The sequence below is a fragment of the Parafannyhessea sp. LCP19S3_B1 genome (assembly GCF_052121955.1).
Classification (GTDB): Bacteria; Actinomycetota; Coriobacteriia; order Coriobacteriales; family Atopobiaceae; genus Parafannyhessea.
This window is the reverse complement of sequence record NZ_JBQKDH010000020.1, coordinates 1-18,863: the sequence shown is the minus strand read 5'-3', so window position 1 is coordinate 18,863 and position 18,863 is coordinate 1. Positions and strand designations below refer to the sequence as shown.

20 protein-coding genes are annotated in these 18,863 nt (G+C 66.5%); 19 read left to right on the top strand and 1 reads right to left on the bottom strand.

The genetic code is table 11. The annotated features are described in order from the left end of the window. Positions 1–196: 196 nt before the first annotated feature. Both prfA and prmC read left to right on the top strand, forming a co-directional pair. Complete coding sequence (gene prfA, locus ACTQWE_RS09910; RefSeq protein WP_170104572.1) at positions 197–1,261, top strand: peptide chain release factor 1; 1,065 nt, start codon at positions 197–199, stop codon at positions 1,259–1,261. Positions 1,262–1,471: 210 nt separating this feature from the next. Then, positions 1,472–3,049: a peptide chain release factor N(5)-glutamine methyltransferase gene (gene prmC, locus ACTQWE_RS09905; RefSeq protein ID WP_441857106.1), complete on the top strand. Its 1,578-nt coding sequence runs from the start codon at positions 1,472–1,474 to the stop codon at positions 3,047–3,049. On the opposite strand, the gene ACTQWE_RS09900 is transcribed toward prmC, so the two are convergent. After that, complete coding sequence (locus ACTQWE_RS09900) at positions 3,046–3,192, bottom strand: hypothetical protein (RefSeq protein ID WP_441857108.1); 147 nt, start codon at positions 3,190–3,192, stop codon at positions 3,046–3,048. The two genes, prmC and ACTQWE_RS09900, sit on opposite strands and share 4 nt — an antisense overlap. 2 nt (positions 3,193–3,194) lie before the next feature. Between ACTQWE_RS09900 and rpiB the strand changes: the two genes are divergently transcribed. From rpiB to ACTQWE_RS09815, 17 genes are all read left to right on the top strand, one after another. Then, positions 3,195–3,656, top strand: coding sequence for a ribose 5-phosphate isomerase B (gene rpiB, locus ACTQWE_RS09895; RefSeq protein ID WP_170104570.1), 462 nt, complete (start codon positions 3,195–3,197; stop codon positions 3,654–3,656). A gap of 145 nt (positions 3,657–3,801) precedes the next feature. Further along, positions 3,802–5,064 (top strand): serine hydroxymethyltransferase, encoded by a 1,263-nt coding sequence (gene glyA, locus ACTQWE_RS09890; RefSeq protein ID WP_170104569.1) that lies wholly within the window; start codon positions 3,802–3,804, stop codon positions 5,062–5,064. A gap of 109 nt (positions 5,065–5,173) precedes the next feature. After that, positions 5,174–5,815 (top strand): uracil phosphoribosyltransferase, encoded by a 642-nt coding sequence (gene upp, locus ACTQWE_RS09885; RefSeq protein WP_170104568.1) that lies wholly within the window; start codon positions 5,174–5,176, stop codon positions 5,813–5,815. 397 nt (positions 5,816–6,212) lie between these two features. Further along, positions 6,213–6,530: a hypothetical protein gene (locus ACTQWE_RS09880; RefSeq protein ID WP_170104567.1), complete on the top strand. Its 318-nt coding sequence runs from the start codon at positions 6,213–6,215 to the stop codon at positions 6,528–6,530. After that, entirely contained in the window at positions 6,530–7,327 is a 798-nt protein-coding gene (gene atpB, locus ACTQWE_RS09875) for a F0F1 ATP synthase subunit A (protein WP_170104566.1), read from the top strand. Before ACTQWE_RS09880 ends, atpB begins: the two co-directional genes overlap by 1 nt. Before the next feature lie 90 nt (positions 7,328–7,417). Beyond that, complete coding sequence (locus ACTQWE_RS09870) at positions 7,418–7,609, top strand: ATP synthase F0 subunit C (RefSeq protein ID WP_090845997.1); 192 nt, start codon at positions 7,418–7,420, stop codon at positions 7,607–7,609. A 39-nt stretch (positions 7,610–7,648) separates the two neighbouring features. Then, the gene (atpF, locus tag ACTQWE_RS09865; protein ID WP_441857111.1) at positions 7,649–8,257 is read left to right on the top strand and encodes a F0F1 ATP synthase subunit B; all 609 of its coding nucleotides are present in this window, start codon (positions 7,649–7,651) and stop codon (positions 8,255–8,257) included. Further along, complete coding sequence (locus ACTQWE_RS09860; protein ID WP_441857113.1) at positions 8,247–8,726, top strand: F0F1 ATP synthase subunit delta; 480 nt, start codon at positions 8,247–8,249, stop codon at positions 8,724–8,726. Before atpF ends, ACTQWE_RS09860 begins: the two co-directional genes overlap by 11 nt. Further along, the gene (gene atpA / locus ACTQWE_RS09855) at positions 8,716–10,374 is read left to right on the top strand and encodes a F0F1 ATP synthase subunit alpha (RefSeq protein WP_441857115.1); all 1,659 of its coding nucleotides are present in this window, start codon (positions 8,716–8,718) and stop codon (positions 10,372–10,374) included. The genes ACTQWE_RS09860 and atpA overlap by 11 nt, the downstream gene beginning before the upstream one ends. Before the next feature lie 3 nt (positions 10,375–10,377). Continuing rightward, positions 10,378–11,292 carry an ATP synthase F1 subunit gamma gene (gene atpG, locus ACTQWE_RS09850; RefSeq protein ID WP_441857117.1) on the top strand — a complete coding sequence of 305 codons (915 nt, stop codon included), beginning with the start codon at positions 10,378–10,380 and terminating at the stop codon, positions 11,290–11,292. After that, a complete protein-coding gene (atpD, locus tag ACTQWE_RS09845) occupies positions 11,292–12,776 on the top strand; it encodes a F0F1 ATP synthase subunit beta (RefSeq protein WP_172825008.1) in 1,485 nt (494 codons plus the stop codon). Before atpG ends, atpD begins: the two co-directional genes overlap by 1 nt. Positions 12,777–12,784: 8 nt before the next feature. Next, positions 12,785–13,204, top strand: coding sequence for an ATP synthase F1 subunit epsilon (gene atpC / locus ACTQWE_RS09840; protein WP_170104561.1), 420 nt, complete (start codon positions 12,785–12,787; stop codon positions 13,202–13,204). Between the two features lie 22 nt (positions 13,205–13,226). Then, the gene (gene murA / locus ACTQWE_RS09835; protein WP_441857119.1) at positions 13,227–14,519 is read left to right on the top strand and encodes a UDP-N-acetylglucosamine 1-carboxyvinyltransferase; all 1,293 of its coding nucleotides are present in this window, start codon (positions 13,227–13,229) and stop codon (positions 14,517–14,519) included. 186 nt (positions 14,520–14,705) lie between these two features. Continuing rightward, the gene (locus tag ACTQWE_RS09830; RefSeq protein ID WP_441857121.1) at positions 14,706–15,152 is read left to right on the top strand and encodes a metal-dependent transcriptional regulator; all 447 of its coding nucleotides are present in this window, start codon (positions 14,706–14,708) and stop codon (positions 15,150–15,152) included. Beyond that, positions 15,152–16,153: a homocysteine S-methyltransferase family protein gene (locus ACTQWE_RS09825; protein WP_441857123.1), complete on the top strand. Its 1,002-nt coding sequence runs from the start codon at positions 15,152–15,154 to the stop codon at positions 16,151–16,153. Before ACTQWE_RS09830 ends, ACTQWE_RS09825 begins: the two co-directional genes overlap by 1 nt. Before the next feature lie 200 nt (positions 16,154–16,353). Further along, positions 16,354–17,259, top strand: a complete 906-nt coding sequence (locus ACTQWE_RS09820) for a UTP--glucose-1-phosphate uridylyltransferase (protein ID WP_170104557.1) — start codon at positions 16,354–16,356, stop codon at positions 17,257–17,259. A gap of 11 nt (positions 17,260–17,270) precedes the next feature. Beyond that, positions 17,271–18,680: a phosphoglucomutase gene (locus tag ACTQWE_RS09815; protein WP_441857125.1), complete on the top strand. Its 1,410-nt coding sequence runs from the start codon at positions 17,271–17,273 to the stop codon at positions 18,678–18,680. The last annotated feature ends 183 nt before the right edge of the window (positions 18,681–18,863 follow it).

Sequence of the window (18,863 nt, the reverse complement as noted above, 5' to 3'; positions counted from 1 at the left end):
GTCGCGCACGGGGCGGCCACATCTGCCCGCGCGACCCGGCCGCGCGTGGCGGGGCAGGGCGGCCGCGCGCATCGTGGACGGGCTGTGCGGCGCCGGCCTGCGTGAATACGAAACGCGCTGAGGTGGTATCCTCAATTGGCTGAACACTTCCGCCGCGTCACCGCGCAAGCGCCGTGGCATCCTGAAGGAGAGGGAAATGAGAGACAAGCTAGAGAGGCTCATCGCGGCGTACGCGGAGCTCGAGAAGAAGATGATGGACCCCTCCGTCGTGAGCGACCCCAAGGAGTACGCGCGCGTCGCGAAGGAGCACGCGAGCCAGGCCGAGCTCGTGGCGAAGGCGAAGGAGTACCTGCAGGCGCTCGACGACATCGAGGCCGCGAAGGAGATGCTGCGCGAGGCCGACGCCGACGAGAAGGAGATGCTGCAGGAGGACATCGCCGCCAACGAGGAGAAGATCCCCGGCCTGGAGGAGGAGATCAAGTACCTGCTGATCCCGGCGGACCCCAACGACGACAAGAACACCATCGTCGAGATCCGCGCCGGCGTGGGCGGCGACGAGGCCGCGATCTTCGCGGGCGACCTGTACAGCATGTACGAGCGCTTCGCCCAGAGCCGCGGCTGGAAGATCGAGGTGCTGAGCTCGAGCCCCGGCGAGGCCGGCGGCTTCAAGACCATCGAGTTCAAGGTCACGGGCGAGAAGGTCTACTCCGTCATGAAGTTCGAGAGCGGCGTGCACCGCGTGCAGCGCATCCCGAAGACCGAGAGCCAGGGCCGCATCCAGACCTCGACCGCGACCGTGGCGGTGCTGCCCGAGGCCGAGGACATCGACATCGAGATCAAGGACGAGGACCTGCGCATCGACACCTACTGCGCGTCCGGCCCCGGCGGCCAGGGCGTGAACACCACGTACTCCGCCGTGCGCATCACCCACCTGCCCACGAACACCGTGGTGCAGTCGCAGGACCAGCGCTCCCAGATCCAGAACCGCGCCGTGTGCATGGAGATGCTCCGCGCGCGCCTGTACCAGATGGAGCTCGAGAAGCAGCAGGCCGAGCAGGGCGCGGAGCGCATGAGCCAGATCGGCCACGGCAACCGCTCCGAGAAGATCCGCACGTACAACCAGCCGCAGGACCGCGTGACGGACCACCGCATCGGCTTCAACAGCACGTACACCGGCGTGCTGCAGGGCGACAAGCTGTCCGAGGTGATCGAGGCGCTCGCGGCGGCCGAGCGTGCCGAGAAGCTCGCGCAGTCGGTGTGACGACCTTCTCGCCACCCTTGCGGCTGCCTTTGGGCCGCACCTAGGGCGCACGGGCGCATCTGCGCGCCTTGCACCTGCCTTTACGCCGTTCACACAATGCGCATGCGAGCGCGGGTCCGCATCGGGCGGGCCCGCGCTTTGCCGTAGAATGGCGCGGTACAAGACGGATTGCCGCGGGGCCTTCCCGGCGGCGCGATTGCGAGGGTGCCGATGGCGGAGCAGGAGACCTGGACCATACAACGCATGCTGGACTGGACCATTGGCTACCTGGGCCGCAAGGGCGACGAGCGCCCGCGCCTGTCCGCAGAGTGGATGCTGGGCTCGGTCACGGGGCTCTCGCGCGTGCAGATATACACGAGCTTCGACCGGCCGCTCACGCCGGACGAGCTGCGCCGCATGCACGACGCCGTCGTGCGCCGCGCCTCGGGCGCCCCGCTGCAGTACATAACCGGCGAGATGCCGTTTCGCCACATCGTGCTGCAGTGCGAGGAGGGCGTGCTCATACCGCGGCCCGAGACGGAGGTCCTGGTGGACGCCGCGCTCGAGGGCGTGGACGCGGCGCGCGCCTGCGGGCGAGAAGCGCGCGTGCTCGAGGTGGGAACCGGCACGGGCTGCATCGCGTGCTCCATCGCGAGCGAGCGGCGCGGCACGCACGTGGTGGCGACGGACATATCGCCGAAGGCGGTGTCGCTCGCGGAGCGCAACCGCGACGCGCTGGGGCTGGACGGTGCGATCGACGTCGTCCGCTGCGATTTGGCCGACGGGGTGGACCCCTCGTACATGGGCGCTCTTGACGTGCTGGTCTCGAACCCGCCGTACATCCCCTCCGACGTGGTGCCCACGCTGCCCGCGGAGGTGGAGGCGCACGAGCCGCACCTGGCGCTGGACGGCGGCCCGGACGGGCTGGACGTGTTCCGGCGGCTGCTTGGGCTTGCGCCCACGGCGCTGCGCCCCGGCGGCATGATGTGCGTGGAGCTGTTCGAGACGAACGTGGGCGACGCGGCGGAGCTCTGCCGGCGGCAGGGCGGCTGGGCATCGGTCGAGGTGCGTCAGGACCTCACGCGCCGGCCGCGCGTGCTGGTGGCCGTGCGCGAGGGAGACCTCGCGGCCACGGTGGACGCCCAGGTGGAGCGCGCGCTCGAGCTGCGCGAGAAGGTGGTCGAGGTGGACCAGGCCGCGCCGGACGCCGCGGCCGTCAGGCGCGGGGGCAACGTCCTTCTCGCCGGGGGCGTGGTCGTGGTCCCCACGGACTCCGTGTACGGCATCGGCTGCGCGGCGACGCCCCACAACCCCGGCCACGCGCGCACGTTTGCCATCAAGCACCGCGACCTTGCCCAGACGCTGCCGTGGCTCGTGGCGGACGCGGAGGACCTCGACCGCTTTGGGCGCGACGTGCCGGCGTGGGCGTACCGCCTGGCCCAGCGCTGGTGGCCGGGCGCCCTCACGCTGGTGGTGAGGGCGAGCGCCGCCGTCCCCGCGGAGTACGTGCGCACGGCGGACGGCACGATCGCGCTGCGCCTGCCGGATTCAAACCTCGTGCGCGCGCTCGCGCGGCACGTGGGCTGCCCGCTTGCCATCACGAGCGCGAACACGCACGGCGAGGCCGCGGCCACGAGCGGCTCCGGCCTGGAGGAGCGCATCGTGCGCGAGGCGGACCTCACGTTCGACGCGGGCCCCGCGCCCATCGCCGTCGCGTCCACCATCGTGGGCTGCACGGGGGAGGAGCCCGTGGTGTATCGCGAGGGGGCCATTCCCGCCGCGGACGTCATGGAGTGCGCCCGCGGCTAGGCGAGCTGGCCGCGCGCGTCGGTCGCGGGCGTCGGTCGCGCGCCGCCCGTGGGGAACATGGCGATCTGTCGGGCCCGCGCCACGCCCGCGCCGCCATGCGCTATCGTGGTGATGACAGAGGACGCCCATACCAGAAGGAGCATGCATGAAGATCGCAATCGCATCCGACCACGCCGGTTTCTGCCAGAAGCCCGCGATGGTCGAGTACCTCAAGGGCCTTGGCCACGAGGTGATCGACTTTGGCCCGCAGAGCGCGGACCGCGTGGACTACCCCGACTTCGCGGACAAGGTGGCCCGCTGCGTCGCCGCCGGCAAGGCCGACCGCGGCGTGCTCATCTGCGGCACCGGTATCGGCATGGCGCTCACGGCGGACAAGGTGGCCGGCGTGCGCGCAGCCGTCATCCAGTCGCCGCTGTTCGCGCACCTCTTCCGCGAGCACAACGACGGCAACGTCGTGTGCATGTCCGGCCGCTTCACGCCGTTCGACGTCAACAAGGCCATCGTGGACGAGTTCCTCACGACCGAGTTTGGCGGCGGCCGGCACGCCGGGCGCGTCCAGAAGATCATGCGCGAGGACGACCCCGACTTTGGCGGGGTGGAGTGCTAGGCGCCGGCAAGGTTAAATCTGCGTGGAGGGCGATCGACTGCGGCCGGTCGCCCAACTCTTAAGGGCGTATACAGTTCTTGGGCGCCCGAAGGCGCGGCGCCCGCACCGGCAACCGTACGGCAACCAGACGTGGAGGTAACCAAGCATGTACCTTGAGCACCTGAGGCAAGAGGACCCCGAGGTCGCGGCCTGCGTGGACGACGAGCTCCAGCGCCAGCGCGACTCAATCGAGCTCATCGCGTCCGAGAACTTCGTCTCGACCGCCGTGATGGAGGCCGTCGGCTCGCCGCTCACCAACAAGTACGCCGAGGGCCTTCCCGGCAAGCGCTACTACGGCGGCTGCTGGGCGGTCGACAAGGTCGAGAACCTGGCCATCGAGCGCGTCAAGCGCCTGTTCGGCAGCGAGTTCGCCAACGTGCAGCCACACTCCGGCGCGCAGGCCAACTACGCGGCCGAGTCCGTGTTCGCCAAGCCCGGCGACACCATCATGGGCATGGACCTCTCCAACGGCGGCCACCTCACGCACGGCTCCAAGGCAAACTACTCCGGCAAGCTGCACGAGGTCGTCTCGTACGGGCTCGACCCCAAGACGGAGCGCATCGACTACGACGACGTCGCCGCGAAGGCCGAGAAGTGCCACCCCACGCTGATCATAGCGGGTGCCAGCGCCTACCCCCGCGTGATCGACTTCGAGCGCTTCGCCCAGATCGCACACGACAACGGCGCGGCGCTCATGGTCGACATGGCGCACATCGCCGGCCTCGTCGCGACGGGCGCGCACCCCAGCCCCGTGCCGTACGCGGACGTCGTCACGTCCACCACGCACAAGACCCTGCGCGGCACGCGCGGCGGCATCATCCTGTGGAACAACCCGGACTACACCAAGCGCCTGAACTCCGCCGTGTTCCCCGGCTCGCAGGGCGGCCCCCTCGAGCACGTCATCGCCGGCAAGGCCGTCGCGTTTGGCGAGGCGCTCAAGCCGGAGTTCGCCACCTACATCGACAACGTCTGCAAGAACGCGAAGGCGCTCGGCCGCGGCATGCAGTCCAAGGGCTTGCGCCTCGTGACGGGCGGCACGGACAACCACCTGCTGCTCGTGGACCTCACGCCCGCGAAGGACATCACCGGCCGCGACGCGGAGCAGGCGCTCGAGCGCGTCGGCATCACCGTCAACAAGAACACCATCCCCGGCGAGAAGCGCTCGCCGTTCGTCACGAGCGGCATCCGCGTGGGGTCCGCCGCCATCACGACGCGCGGCTTTTCTGAGGAGGAGTGCGAGAGGGTCGGCCAGCTCATCGGCAAGACCGTGTTCGCGCTCCAGAACGACGAGGGCTTCAAGATCGACGACGTTAAGGCCGAGGTCTCCCAGATGCTCGCGCGTCACCCGCTCTATCCGGAGCTCGCGTAGCGCCAGCGCGCGCGGCAGATGCGCTACTATGCTCTTGACATATGGCAATCGGGCCGGCCTGCGGGCACGGGCCAGGGCGCCGCGGCGCCCCAGTCGGGAGGACTCACGCATGGAGTTTGACGAGAAGCGCTTCCAGATAATCGACCACCCCCTCGTGCAGCACAAGCTGCACATCCTGAGGGACAAGAACACCTCCACGAAGGACTTCCGCGAGCTCGTGACCGAGCTGGCCGTCTTCGAGGGCTACGAGGCCATGCGCGACCTCCCGCTCGAGGACGTCGAGGTCGAGACCCCGCTCGAGAAGACCACGTGCAAGCGGATCGCCGGCAAGAAGATCGCAATCATCCCCATCCTGCGCGCCGGCCTCGGCATGGTCGACGGCATCCTGACCCTCGTGCCGTCCGCGCGCGTAGGCCACGTGGGCATGTACCGCGACCCGCAGACGCACGAGCCGCACCAGTACTACTGCAAGTTCCCGCCCGCGATCGAGGACCGCACCTGCCTCGTCGTCGACCCGATGCTCGCGACCGGCGGGTCGCTCACCGCGGCCATCAAGTTCCTTCGCGACGCCGGCGTTAAGGACATCCGCTGCCTCACGCTCGTCTCCGCGCCGGAGGGCGTGAAGGCCGTCCTGGACTTCGACCCCGACGTCCGCCTGTACACCTGCGCGCTCGACCGCCAGCTGAACGAGAACGCCTACATCCTGCCGGGCCTCGGCGACGCCGGCGACCGCATCTACGGCACGAAGTAGCCAGGCGGCTCCGGGCGTCCGGCAGAACCGGGCGTCCGGCCGCCCTGGCACGGCACGCAACGCGGGCGAGAAGGGCCATGCGCCAAAGGTGCGCGCGCCCTTCTCGCCCGGCGCTCTTCTCGCCAGACGCGCTTTGCCCCCCCGCGTGCGGCAGGCGCATGCGCCACGCATACACCTAACGTGGGGGCAGAGTAAAGTGTAGGTTTCGTAGCATTTTTTGACCTTGGTTCAAAAATGGGAGCCGCGATAAAAATGCCATCGGAGCTGCAAAAACGCTCGCTTGGTCCCATTTTGCGCGTCGGGCGCATCATGCGTCTGAAAACGGGGATTGTGGACTTTGCCCCAAAACGAACCTAAACTACTGGTCGCTGACCCTATCTGGCGTATCGAGGTGCACATGAACCAGACGCTCGCAATCGCATTGGGCGCCGTCTGCGGAATGGTTGGTGCTATTCCATCCGGCGTCCTGTTTGAGCGGGCCCTCAAACGGGGTACAAAGGATAGCGTTAGCGTGGAGGCGGGGCTTGCCAGTACCATGGCCTCGTTTCTGTTTCTGTCAGCAGCGATTTACGTGGCGCATCTACTGATGAGGGACTACACGTTCTCGTTTGGGTGCTCCGCGGTGGTGGTGTTCCTCGGTTTCTGGGGAATAGAGTCAGTTAAGGGCTGGAAGGCCGCGCAGGGACCTGCCTCGCCTGGAGGGAAGGACGAATAGTGAACCCGCTAGCAAGTTTGTCCAAAGAGATGGAAGAGCTCGTCAGTAGCTTCATGTCCGAGGCCATCGTTGGCAACACGACCGTCGGGCTCACGCAGTACATCTTCTTCATGCTCATCGCGATTGCCATCCTGCTGATCGTCATCTTCTCGTTCAAGAAGAAGCAGTCCGCGAGCCTGGTGCCGCAGGGATTCTTCGTGAACGGCATGGAGTACCTTGTGGAGTTCGCCCGTGACGACCTCTGCGTGAGCCTTCTGGGCGACAAGTGGAAGAAGCACTTCCCCTTCATCGCCGCGGTGTTCTTCTTCATCCTGTTCAACAACATCGTCGGCATCATCCCCGGCTGCCACCCTGGCACCGGCACGATGGGCGTCACGGCGGCGCTCGCGCTCTGCTCCTTCGTGTACTACGTCGCGGTGGGCATCAAGCGCATGGGCGTGCTCGGCTACCTCAAGAGCATGGCGCCCGCGGGCCTGCCTGGCCCCATGGCCGCGATGGTCTGGGTCATCGAGCTCTTCTCCAACCTGCTCCGCCCGATCACGCTCGCCATTCGTCTGTTCTGCAACATGTTCGCCGGACACGTCGTCATGGGCACGTTCGCCATCCTGGCGTCCCTGTTCGTCGAGCCGCTGCTTCAGGGCTTCTCTGCGGTCGCGCTCGGCCAGGCGACCGTCTCCGTGTTCTGGATCCTGCTCCTGATCATCATCTACCTGGTCGAGATTCTGGTCGCCATCATCCAGGCGTACGTCTTCGCCCTGCTGTCGGCCGTCTACATCCAGCTCGTCGAGAACGAGTAGCGTCAACTGGTTACTCGCGGGCCCCACGCCCGCTGGTATACGTAGGTCAAGAAATCGCCCGGAAGTTGGGCGAATGACAAAGGAGGAATCGTGGGAGTCATCGGTTATGGTCTCGGCGTTATTGGTGCTGGCTTTGGCATCGGTCTCGCGGCATTCGGAGCAACTACGGCCATGGCGCGCCAGCCCGAGGTCCAGGGCCGTCTGTTCACGGTCTTTATTCTTGCGTCCGCTTTCGTCGAGGCACTCGCCCTCATCGGCTTCGTCGTCACCCTCATTTCGTAACTACCGAGAAGGACGAGCAGAGCTGAGTTGGAGGCACGTATGAACATCAACATCAAGGGGCTTTCGCGCATCGTGGGGGCATCGGCCGCCACCGTTGCCGCCTCTGTGTTCGCGCCTACGCTCGCGCTTGCCGAAATGCCGAGTGGTCCCGACCTTCTTCTCCCCAAGCCCGCGGAGTTCATCCCGGCGCTCATCGCGTTTCTCGTCATCTGGTTTGTGCTGGCCAAGCTCGCTTGGCCTTCCATCCTCGGAATGATGGAGAAGCGCCAGAAGAAGATTCAGGACGACCTGGATTCGGCGGCCGAGTCCAAGGCGAAGGCGGCCGAGGAGGCCAAGAGCTACGAGCAGGCGATCCGCGACGCCCACAAGGAGGCCGACAAGATCGTCGCTCAGGCCAAGCGCGAGGCCGAGGAGGAGCGCTCCCAGATTCTGGCGAAGGCGCAACGCGAGGCTTCGGACATCATCACGAAGTCGCACGGCGCCGTCGAGTCCGAGCGCAAGAAGGCCATGATCGAGCTCTCGAGCTCCGTCGTCGACCTTTCCGTCGAGATCGCGAGCAAGGTCATCGGCAACGAGCTAAGCGAGGAGCAGCAGCGCAAGCTTGCTGAGAAGTACCTTGCGGAAGTGAGTGTCCCAGATGAGCACTAGGCGCAGCGAAGACGAGAAGGTAGAGGCGTACTCCAGGGCCCTCATCGAGGCCGGTCGTGCCTCCGGGCGCGCGAACGCCGACCTCGTGCAGTGGGAGCATGCACGCAAGTTCTCACCCGAGGTTCTTGAGACCCTGAGCGCGATGCGCGACGCGGATGACCTTGACCTCATTCCCAAGGTCGCCCGTCAGTACAAGCACATCCTGGACTCGGAGGACAAGACGGTGTCCGTCACCGTCACCACGTCCGTGCCCATGGACGACGACCTCCGCGAGAAGGTTCGCGCAAAGGCCGAGAAGGACCTCAAGGCTCCCGTATATCTCGTCGAGCGCGTCGACCCTAACATCCTCGGCGGCATTGTGCTGGAGGCGCGCGGTCACCGCTATGACGCGTCCGTCAAGGCGCAGCTGACGAACATCAGGAAGACGCTCGCCTCGACCTTCGTCGGAAGTGATGAGCATGACAGATAAGATAAGCTCTACGGAGATCATGGGGGCGCTGCGAAGCAGGCTGTCCAAGATTTCCGAAACCATAGACCAGCAGGAGGCCTCCGTCGTCACGGAGGTGGGCGACGGTATCGCCCACATCTCCGGCCTCAGGACCGCAATGGCCGGCGAGCTGCTCGAGTTCACGAGCTCTGCCAACGGCAGGAGCGTGTACGGCCTCGCACAGAACCTTGACCAGGATGAGGTCGGCGCCGTCCTCTTCGGTGACGTCGACTCCATCAAGGAGGGCGACGAGTGTCGCACCACCGGGCGCGTCATGGACATTCCCGTCGGGCACGCCATGCTCGGTCGCGTCGTGAACCCGCTCGGCCAGCCCATCGACGGCCTCGGTGCGATCGACACGACCCACCGTCGACCCATCGAGTTCAAAGCCCCTGGCATCATGGCACGCCAGCCGGTGTGCGAGCCGGTTCAGACCGGCCTCATGGCCATCGACGCCATGGTCCCCATCGGCCGCGGTCAGCGTGAGCTGATCATCGGCGACCGCAAGACCGGCAAGACGGCCATCGCCATCGACACGATCGTGAACCAGAAGGACACGGACGTCATCTGCATCTACGTCGCCATCGGCCAGAAGGCATCCACGGTCGCGGGCATCAAGGAGACGCTCGCGCGCCGCGGCGTTCTGCAGAAGACGATCATCGTTGCGGCAACCGCAGCCGACTCCGCGCCTATGCAGTACATCGCCCCCATGGCGGGCGCCGCAATCGGCGAGTACTTCATGTACAACGACGCCAACGGCAACCCGGCGGACGAGAACCACCCCGGTGGACACGTGCTCGTGGTGTACGACGACCTGTCCAAGCAGGCTGTCGCATATCGTCAGATGTCGCTTACGCTGCACCGTCCGCCTGGACGCGAGGCCTATCCTGGCGACATCTTCTACCTGCACTCTCGTCTGCTCGAGCGTGCCTGCAAGCTTTCCGACAAGAACGGTGGCGGATCGCTCACGGCACTGCCGATCATCGAGACGCAGGAGGGCGACGTTTCCGCCTACATCCCGACGAACGTCATCTCGATTACCGATGGTCAGATCTACCTGCAGTCGAACCTGTTCTTCCAGGGACAGCGCCCCGCAGTCGACGTCGGCATCTCGGTTTCGCGAGTCGGCGGAGCCGCGCAGCTGAAGGCCATGAAGCAGGTCGCCGGCACGCTGCGCCTCGACCTCGCGAGCTATCGCGAGAAGCAGGCGTTCGCACAGTTCGGATCCGACCTCGACGCGACGACGCAGTACCAGCTGAACCACGGCGCGCACATGATGGAGCTGCTGAAGCAGAAGCGCTATGCGGCCCTGGACGTTTCCGACCAGGTCATCGCGATCTTTGCCGCCAAGGAGGACTTCCTCGACGACATCGACCTCGAGAACGTCACGCTCTTCCGCGACCAGCTGGCGAAGTACATGCAGGAGCGTCACCCGAAGCTCCGCGAGGAGATTCGCGACCACAAGATCGATGACGACATGTCCGAGCGCCTCAAGACTCACATCAAGCACTTCAAGGAGGAGTTCCTCAAGGCTCACCCGAACAAGGTCGCCGAGGCCGACGTTGCAAAGACTGCCGAGGACAACGAGTCCGCGGTGGCAGACACCGAGAAAGAGACGGGCCAGGAGTAGTAGATGGCCAACCTTCGCGAAATACAACGGCGCATGAGCTCGATTAGCAGCACCATGCAGATTACGCGCACGATGGAGATGATCTCCACGGCACGCATCCAGCATGCGCTCGCTCGGGCGGAGGAGGCGTCCCCCTACAAGGACGCCATCACGAACATGCTCGCCAACGTCGCGTCTGCAGGCAGCAATTCCACCGAGCCCCTGCTGAGGAAGCACGACGAGGAGAAGCACGCCCTCTTCGTCGTCATCGCCTCGGACCGCGGGCTTGCCGGTGGCTTCAATGTCCTGCAGCAGCGCGCGGTCGACCACGAGATGCGTGCGCTTGCACAGCGTGGCATCAAGAGTTCGGTCATCACCTGCGGGCGCAAGCCCACCGAGTACTTCACGTATCGAAAGGTCAAGCCGGTCCTGTCCTTCGTGGGCGTGTCCTCCGAGCCTACGATGGACGAGGCCGACCGCATCTCGTCGTACATCATCGACGGTTACGTGAGGGGTGAAATCGACAGGGTCGTCCTTCTCTACTGGCACGCGAAGAACCGCGTCGACCAGACGCAGGTGACCGAGCAGCTTCTCCCCATCGAGAGGGAGAGCCTCATGATGCCGAACAAGCCCCGTAAGCCGGAAGCGCTCTACGAGGTCAAGCACAAGATCGACCCCGTGTACCGCTTCGAGCCGTCCGCGGAGGAGGTGCTTGGGTATCTGATGCCGGCCTATTTCAGGACGGTCATCTACCACGCGCTTCTTGACTCCGCGGCGGCGGAGCACGGTGCGAGGCGTAGGGCGATGCAGTCGGCGACCGACAACGCCAAGGAAGTGCTGGGTTCCCTGAGCCGCACGTACAACAGAGAGCGTCAGGGCGCCATCACCACCGAGCTCAACGAAATCATCGGCGGTGCCGCCGCATTGGAGGAAAGCTAATGTCAGAAACCGCACAGCAGGAGCGCACTCCTCTGGAGGAAGCGGCCTACAAGCAAATGAACAAGACGGTGGGCACGGGATACATCACCCGTATCGTCGGCCCTGTCGTCGACGTGAAGTTCGAGGACGCGGTCCCGGCCATCTACACGGCGCTCACCGTCGACGGCGAGACGCCCGTCGGCAAGGTCAGCACCGTGCTCGAGGTTGAGTCGCAGCTGGCCGGCGGCGTCGTCAGGACCGTCGCCATGTCCTCCACGGACGGCCTCCAGCGTGGCCTCCGCGTCAAGGACACCGGACATCCCATGCTCATGCCGGTGGGTCCCTCGACCCTCGGCCGCGTGTGGAACGTCATGGGCGAGCCGGTCGATGGCGGCGAGGTGCCGGACGACGTCCAGTACTACCCGATTCACCATCCGGCACCGGCGTTCGACGAGCTGACTACCCAGACCGAGATCTTCGAGACGGGCATCAAGGCCATCGACCTGCTCGAGCCGTACGTCCGTGGCGGCAAGACCGGCCTCTTCGGAGGCGCAGGCGTCGGCAAGACGGTCCTGATTCAGGAGCTCATCAACAACCTGGCCCAGGAGCACGGCGGAACGTCCGTGTTCACGGGCGTTGGCGAGCGCACCCGTGAGGGTACCGACCTGTTCCTCGAGATGACCGAGTCTGGCGTCATCAACAAGACCTGCCTAGTCTACGGACAGATGAACGAGCCGCCTGGAGCGCGTATGCGCGTGGCCCTGTCTGGCCTGACGACCGCCGAGTACTTCCGCGACCAAGGTCAGGACGTCCTTCTCTTCATCGACAACATCTTCCGCTTCTCGCAGGCGGGCTCCGAGGTCTCCGCACTTCTCGGCCGTATGCCGTCTGCCGTTGGTTACCAGCCGACGCTGGCAACGGAGATGGGCGAGCTGCAGGAGCGCATCACCTCGACGAAGGAAGGCTCCATCACCTCGGTCCAGGCCGTCTACGTCCCCGCAGACGACCTTACGGACCCGGCGCCCGCCACGACGTTCACGCACCTGGACGCCACGACGGTCCTTTCGCGTGCCATTACCGAGCTGGGCATCTACCCCGCCGTCGACCCGCTGGCGAGCTCGAGCTCCGCGCTTGACCCGTCCATCGTGGGCGAGGAGCACTACCGCGTGGCCATGGCCGTGCAGGAGACGCTCCAGGAGTACTCCGACCTCCAGGACATCATCGCGATTCTTGGTATGGACGAGCTTTCCGAGGAGCAGCAGCTCACGGTCTCGCGTGCCCGCAAGATCCAGCAGTTCCTCTCGCAGGCGTTCCACGTCGCCGAGAAGTTCACGGGCAACCCCGGCACGTACGTCACCGTCGAGGACACGGTCCGCTCGTTTGCCGAGATCGTCGACGGCAAGTGCGACGACCTCCCCGAGCAGGCGTTCCGCTTCGCGGGAACCATTGACGACGTGCGCGAGCGTGCCGAGAAGATGGCGGCCGAGTCGGCGAGTGCCGAGTAGGGAAGATTATGGCAGAGCTTAACTGTCAGTTCGTACGCCCGGACAGGCTCCTCTTCGAGGGGCCTGTCGCGAGCTGCGTTCTTGTTGCGCAATCGGGAGAGCTTGGCGTGTGGCCGGGCCATGCCGCGGAGATCGTCGCCCTGGGCGACGGCGTCGTGCGCCTGAACCGCCGCGAGGAAGACGGCGGCGGGGTTGACAAGGTCATCGTCTCGGGCGGATACGCCGAGATCAACGGCGACTCCGTCATTGTCCTGGCGACGCATGCGCGCAAGGCCGACGACATCGAACCGGACGTCGTGCGCCAGACGCGCCAGAAGGCGATGGACACGCGCGATCAGTACGACGAGGGCGACAGCAGGCGTGCGTACTACGACAACAAGATCAACTGGTGCAACCTCCTGCTGAAGCATGCAGGGGACGACAAGTAAACACCTTAGGTTCGGAGTCACCTTGGAAGTCATACAGGTTGAGGGCGGCCACAAGTTTTCTGGCGAGGTCACGGTCGAGGGCGCGAAGAACTCCGCGCTCAAGCTGATGGCCGCGACCATCATGGCGCCGGGCGTGACGACGCTCACGAACGTGCCGAACATCTCTGACGTCCACGTGATGGGCAAGGTGCTGAAGTACCTTGGCGCAAAGATTGTGGTCAAGGGGGAGCACGAGCTCGAGATCGACACGACCGGCGTGGACAAGTGGGAGACGCCGTACCACCTGGTGGCGAAGATGCGCGCATCCACGGCCGTGATGGGCCCGCTGCTCACGAGGTTCGGCAAGGCCGTCGTGGCCATGCCGGGCGGCTGCAACATCGGCGCGCGCAAGATCGACATGCACATACTGGGACTCGAGGCCCTGGGCGTGCACTTCGAGATCGACCACGGCAACATCCACGCGTCCACGCCGAACGGCATCACGGGAACGACGGTCACGCTCGACTTCGCCAGCGTGGGTGCGACGGAGAACCTCATCATGGCGTCCGTGTGCGCCGAGGGCACGACCATCATCGACAACGCGGCGCGCGAGCCCGAGATCGTGGACCTTGCGAACCTGCTGAACGAGATGGGGGCGAAGGTCCACGGGGCCGGGTCTCCCGTCATCGAGGTCGAGGGCGTGAAGTCGCTGCACGCGGTGGAGAGCCATCGCGTGGTGGGTGACCGCATCGAGGCGGGCACGTTCATCGCGATGGGCGGGCTCTGCGGCGACCCCGTGACGGTGAGGGGCTTCAACCCCAGGCACCTGGGGCTTGTGCTCAAGAAGTACGAGCTCATGGGGCTGGACATCAAGACGTTCGAGGACGGCTGCACCGTCAGTCGCAAGGGCGCAATCCACGCTACGGACATCCAGACGCTGCCGTTCCCGGGCTTCCCGACGGACATGCAGGCCCAGACGATGACGCTCCTTGCCCTGTGCGACGGAAGCTGCATCATCACGGAGAACGTGTTCGAGAACCGCTTCATGCTCGCGAGCGAGCTGCAGCGCATGGGCGCGGACATCCGCATCGAGGGGCACCACGCCATCGTGCACGGCGTAAAGGGCTTCTCGGGCGCGGAGGTGAAGTCGCCCGACCTGCGTGGCGGCGCCGCGCTGGTGATGGCGGGGCTTGTGGCCGACGGCGTGACCACGGTGGGCGACATCTACCACATCGACCGCGGCTACGAGAAGTTCGTGCCGAAGCTGCAAGGGCTGGGCGCGAAGGTCGAGCGGCTGGAGCTTCCGGAAGAGGACATAGACGACCCGCTGATGTAGGGTCACTTGCATATGCCTTGCGGGCCTGGGTGCGTTGGTGCGTGCCCAGGCCCTTTTGGTGCCGGGATGCGTCAAGTGGCGGCGGCTTGGAATCGCATGGCGGCCAACGGGTACATAATGCTCTACAGTTGGGACCAGAATGCGCCGCAGGCGAGAAGAGCGGCGGATCTTATCGAGGAGGGTGACGTGGCGGAAGGCGTGTACGCGGGCCAAGTGGGCGGCGCCACGAGGAGGGCGCCGCACCTTACGAAATCGAACGAGGACTATATAGAGTCCATTTATCGAATAATGCAGGAACATAACGCTATGGACGGCGTGCGTTCCGTGGATGTTGCGGAGCAGCTTGGCGTGTCGAAGGCCAGCGTCAACAAGGCGGTTTCGACGCTGCGCGATGCGGGTTACGTGGAGCAGAACCGCTACGGCAGGATACAGCTTACGGATACGGGCCTGGTTTATGCCAAGCGCGTGTGGCGCTGCCATCGCATGCTACGGCTGTTCTTGGTGCGCGACCTTGGGGTGGATCCGAAGGTTGCCGACGAGGAGGCCTGCCTGATGGAGCACGCGCTTTCTGACGACACGCAGGACCGCTGGCTGGCATACCTGGAGAAGCAGGGAATCGCGGTGGAGGACTGATGGCGGGCCAGGCGGGACGCGCGTGGCCGAGCTGCCCGTTGTGGCAGGATCCGGCGGATACGGAGGACGGCGAGGCCCTGAAGTCCGCGGAGCTCGGCCGCGCGCTCACGGGACGTGCGCCGAGGCCGCTTGTGCTTTCGGGCGACATGGGGCCCCTGCTGAGGAGGCAGCCCTTCTCGGACGGCGTGCCCGAGGCCGAGTGGAACATCGACGACGACGCGCTCATGGGCCAGCTGCACGGGCTGTATCGTGCGGCGGGCGCGGAGTGCGCGCTGACGCACACGGCCGGGTGCGCGTCCGCGCAGCTCGAGGGAGGCCTGCGCGACGTGGCTGACCAGGTGAACGAGCAGGCGGTGCGCGAGGCGCGCTCGTGCGGGCCGCGCTTCGTGATGGGGCTGGTGGCCCAGCGCGGGTGCGCGCTCGACGGCGAGGCGCTGGACTCGCTCATGCTGCAGGCGGCCACGCTGAAGGAGGCCGGCGTGCACGGCATGATGGAATGGACGGACGACCTCGCGTCCGCCTGCGCCCTGACGCGAGCCGTCAAGAAGGTGTGGGGCGGGCCGCTTGTGGCGACGGTGCCGTTTGCCCCGGCGACGGGCGCACGGGGCGCGGGGCCCGCGACGCTGGACGGCCAGGCGCCGGCGGAGGCGTTTCGCGCGCTTGCGGCGGAGGGTGCCCACGCGGTTGGGGCGGAGCTCCGGACGGGGGACGTCGCGTCCTTCTCGCAAGAGCTTTCGTGCGCCGCGGAGAAGAGCGGGCGGTCCCTGGTCGTGCGCCTTGTGCCGGACGCATGCGGGACGGTGGCCGAAGAGGCCGGGCTGACAGGGCCTTCTGCCGGCATCGCGCGCGACGTGGGGGACGCCACGCGCGACAAGGCGGTGGCTTCCGCCGTGCGGACGCTTGCGGGCGACGGCGCGTGCGCCATCTGGTGCGGTGGCGACCGGCCGCTTGCGGACACGGCGGCCGTAGTGGCGCAGCTGGACGCGCTGGGGGCGCGGTAGCCTCGGCGTGGCGTGCGGCCGTGGGACCGCGACGTGCGAGCCGCAAACGCAGCCGCCTCCCGAAGGGGAGGGGCGCCGCGGCGCCGCATCGGCTATTCTGATGGAGGGGAAATGGGAGCGTGGCTTGCCCGGACCTGACGGGTGCGCCGCGACCGCGCGCTGGACGGCGTCGCGGTGACCTGCAATCGAAAGGGATACGCATGAAGGCAGTCATTCCGGCCGCGGGTCTGGGGACCCGCTTCCTGCCGGCAACCAAGGGCACCCCAAAGGAGCTCCTTCCGGTGCTGAGCAAGCCGGTCATCCAGTACGTGGTGGAGGAGGCGCTCGAGCCCGAGGGCGTCGACGAGGTCATCATCGTCAACTCGCGCGAGAAGCCGCAGATCGAGTCGTACTTCCGCGTTGACGGCGGGTTCGAGGACATGCTGCGCAAGCGAGGCAAGAAGGCCGAGGCGGACCTCGTGCACGAGGCGTCGAGCATGCCGGTCTCGTTCGTGTACCAGGACAACCCGCGGGGCCTGGGGCACGCCGTGCACTGCGCCGCCGAGGCGGTTGGCGACGAGCCGTTCTTCGTTCTTCTCGGCGACTACTTCGTGCCGGACCGACAAATGTGCGTGCGCATGGCCGAGGTGTCGAGGCAGCACGGCAACGCGTCCGTCATCGCGGTCGCGCCCGTGCCGGCCGACCAGGTGAGTCGCTACGGCATCATCGCCGGCGAGTGCGTGGGCTCGCTTGACGGGACGGACACGGCGGACGAGCAGGAGGGTGCCGTCTGGAAGGTGACGGGGCTCGTCGAGAAGCCCGCGCCCGAGGACGCGCCGTCTCACCTGTTCATCGTGGGCCGCTACCTGCTGTCGCCCCGCATAATGGACCTCTTGGCAAACCAGGGCGTCGGCGCCGGCGGAGAGATCCAGCTCACGGACGCGATGGAGCGCCTGCTTGCCGAGGAGGACATGTACGCGCTCGTCGTCGACGTGGACGAGGGGTGCGACACGGGCACGCCTGCGGCGTGGGCCGGCGTGAACGCGCGCCTTGCGCTCAAGGATCCCTCGACGCGCGAGGCCTTCCTCGAGGCCTTGGGCAGGTCCGGCTTGTCCCAGGCTGAATAGAATCCCTGGCGATGCACAACATTCACTTTCTTGCACATGGCTGGCAGGCCCGCAGGGACGCCGGCTTCGACAGGGAGGGCGTCGTCGCGGTCGCAGCCGCCCTCGGCGTGGTGTGGGGCACCATCTGCGAGGGGGCGGCCATCGTCGTCGGGTATGACACGCGCTTCGACTCGCGGGAGAACGCCCGCCTCGTTGCGGGGCTGCTCGCCTCGTGCGGGCTCGAGGTGCGCGTATCGACATCGCCGTGCCCGGCGCCCGTGCTCGAATGGAGCGTCGCGCGCGACGACTCGTGCGCTGGCGGCGTCTACGTGTCCGGCGGAGACTATTCGAGCGACTACGGCGGCCTCATGGCGTGCGGCCCGGACGGAGGCTCGCCCGACAAGGCGTTCGTGCAGGACGTCGACAAGCTCATAGCAACGTGCCCGAGCGAGGAGCTCGGGCCGTTCGCGTGGGTCGACCTTGCAGACGACTACGTAGAGGCGCTGCTGGGCGAAGTCGATGCGGGGGCCATCGCGGACCTTGCGCCGCGCGTAGTGGTCGACTCGATGTACGGCACGGCGCACTTCGTCGTTCCCGCGCTCCTGCGCAGGCTCGGGTGCGACGTGATAGAGATCCGCGCGCAGGACGGAAGCGATTTCGGCGGCATACACCCAGAGCCCGTCGACCCCTGGGTCGACGCGTGCGAGCGCTCCGTGCGGCAGAACGGTGCGGATCTTGGCATCTCGTTCGGCGCTACGTGCAGGCGCCTTGCGCTCGTGGACGCGTCGGGTCGCATGGTGTCCACGCATGTGCTGCCGCCCATGGTGCTTGGCCACCTGGTGGAGGGCCGCGGGCGCGCCGGGCGCGTTGTGGGCACGATCGCGTGCTCCGCGCGTCTTGGGCGGCAGGCCCAGCGGCTCGGGCTCGACTGCACGTCGGTGCCCGTCGGCTTTTCTCGCCTGTACGACGAAATGTCCGACGGCGACGTGCTGCTCGCGGCGGAGGAGTACGGCGGACTTGCGTTTCCCTGGCACCTTGCGGAGCGCGACGCAATCCTCGAGGCGCTCTATATACTCGAGCTCGCGTCCACGTCGCGGATGTCGGTGGCGCAGTTGGTCGAGCGGACCGCATCCCAAATCGGGCGCATGTCGTATGGCCGTGAGGACATCGGCCTCGACATCGCCAAGGTCCAGTCCTTCCGAAACATCCTCCCCGGACTCAATCCGCATGCGATGGCAGGCCTGACGCCCATCGCCGTCAGCCACGCCGACGGGCTCAAGGTGTCGTTCGAGGACGACTCGTGGGCACTGCTGCGGCCGTCTCGCACGCATCCGCTGGTCAGAGCCTATGCCGAAGCTCCCACGCTGGAAGGGAAGGACAACCTTCTTACAGCAGCCGAGAAGATCGTCCGTGACGGCTTGGCGGGCGAGGCGGCGGGATAGCCCCTTTGCGCTGGTAGCTTGAGGCATGATTCGCCAGTTGCCCGGAGTCGCCAGTGTGCGTCACGTTTACGCGGCATTTTCGCGTCTCGCGCCGGAGTTGTGTGGGAGCCGTGGAGGAGCAGATTCTGGCCCCCGCGGGAGGCCGGCGCGCGTATAGTTAATTCCCGCGCCGCGACGGGCCAC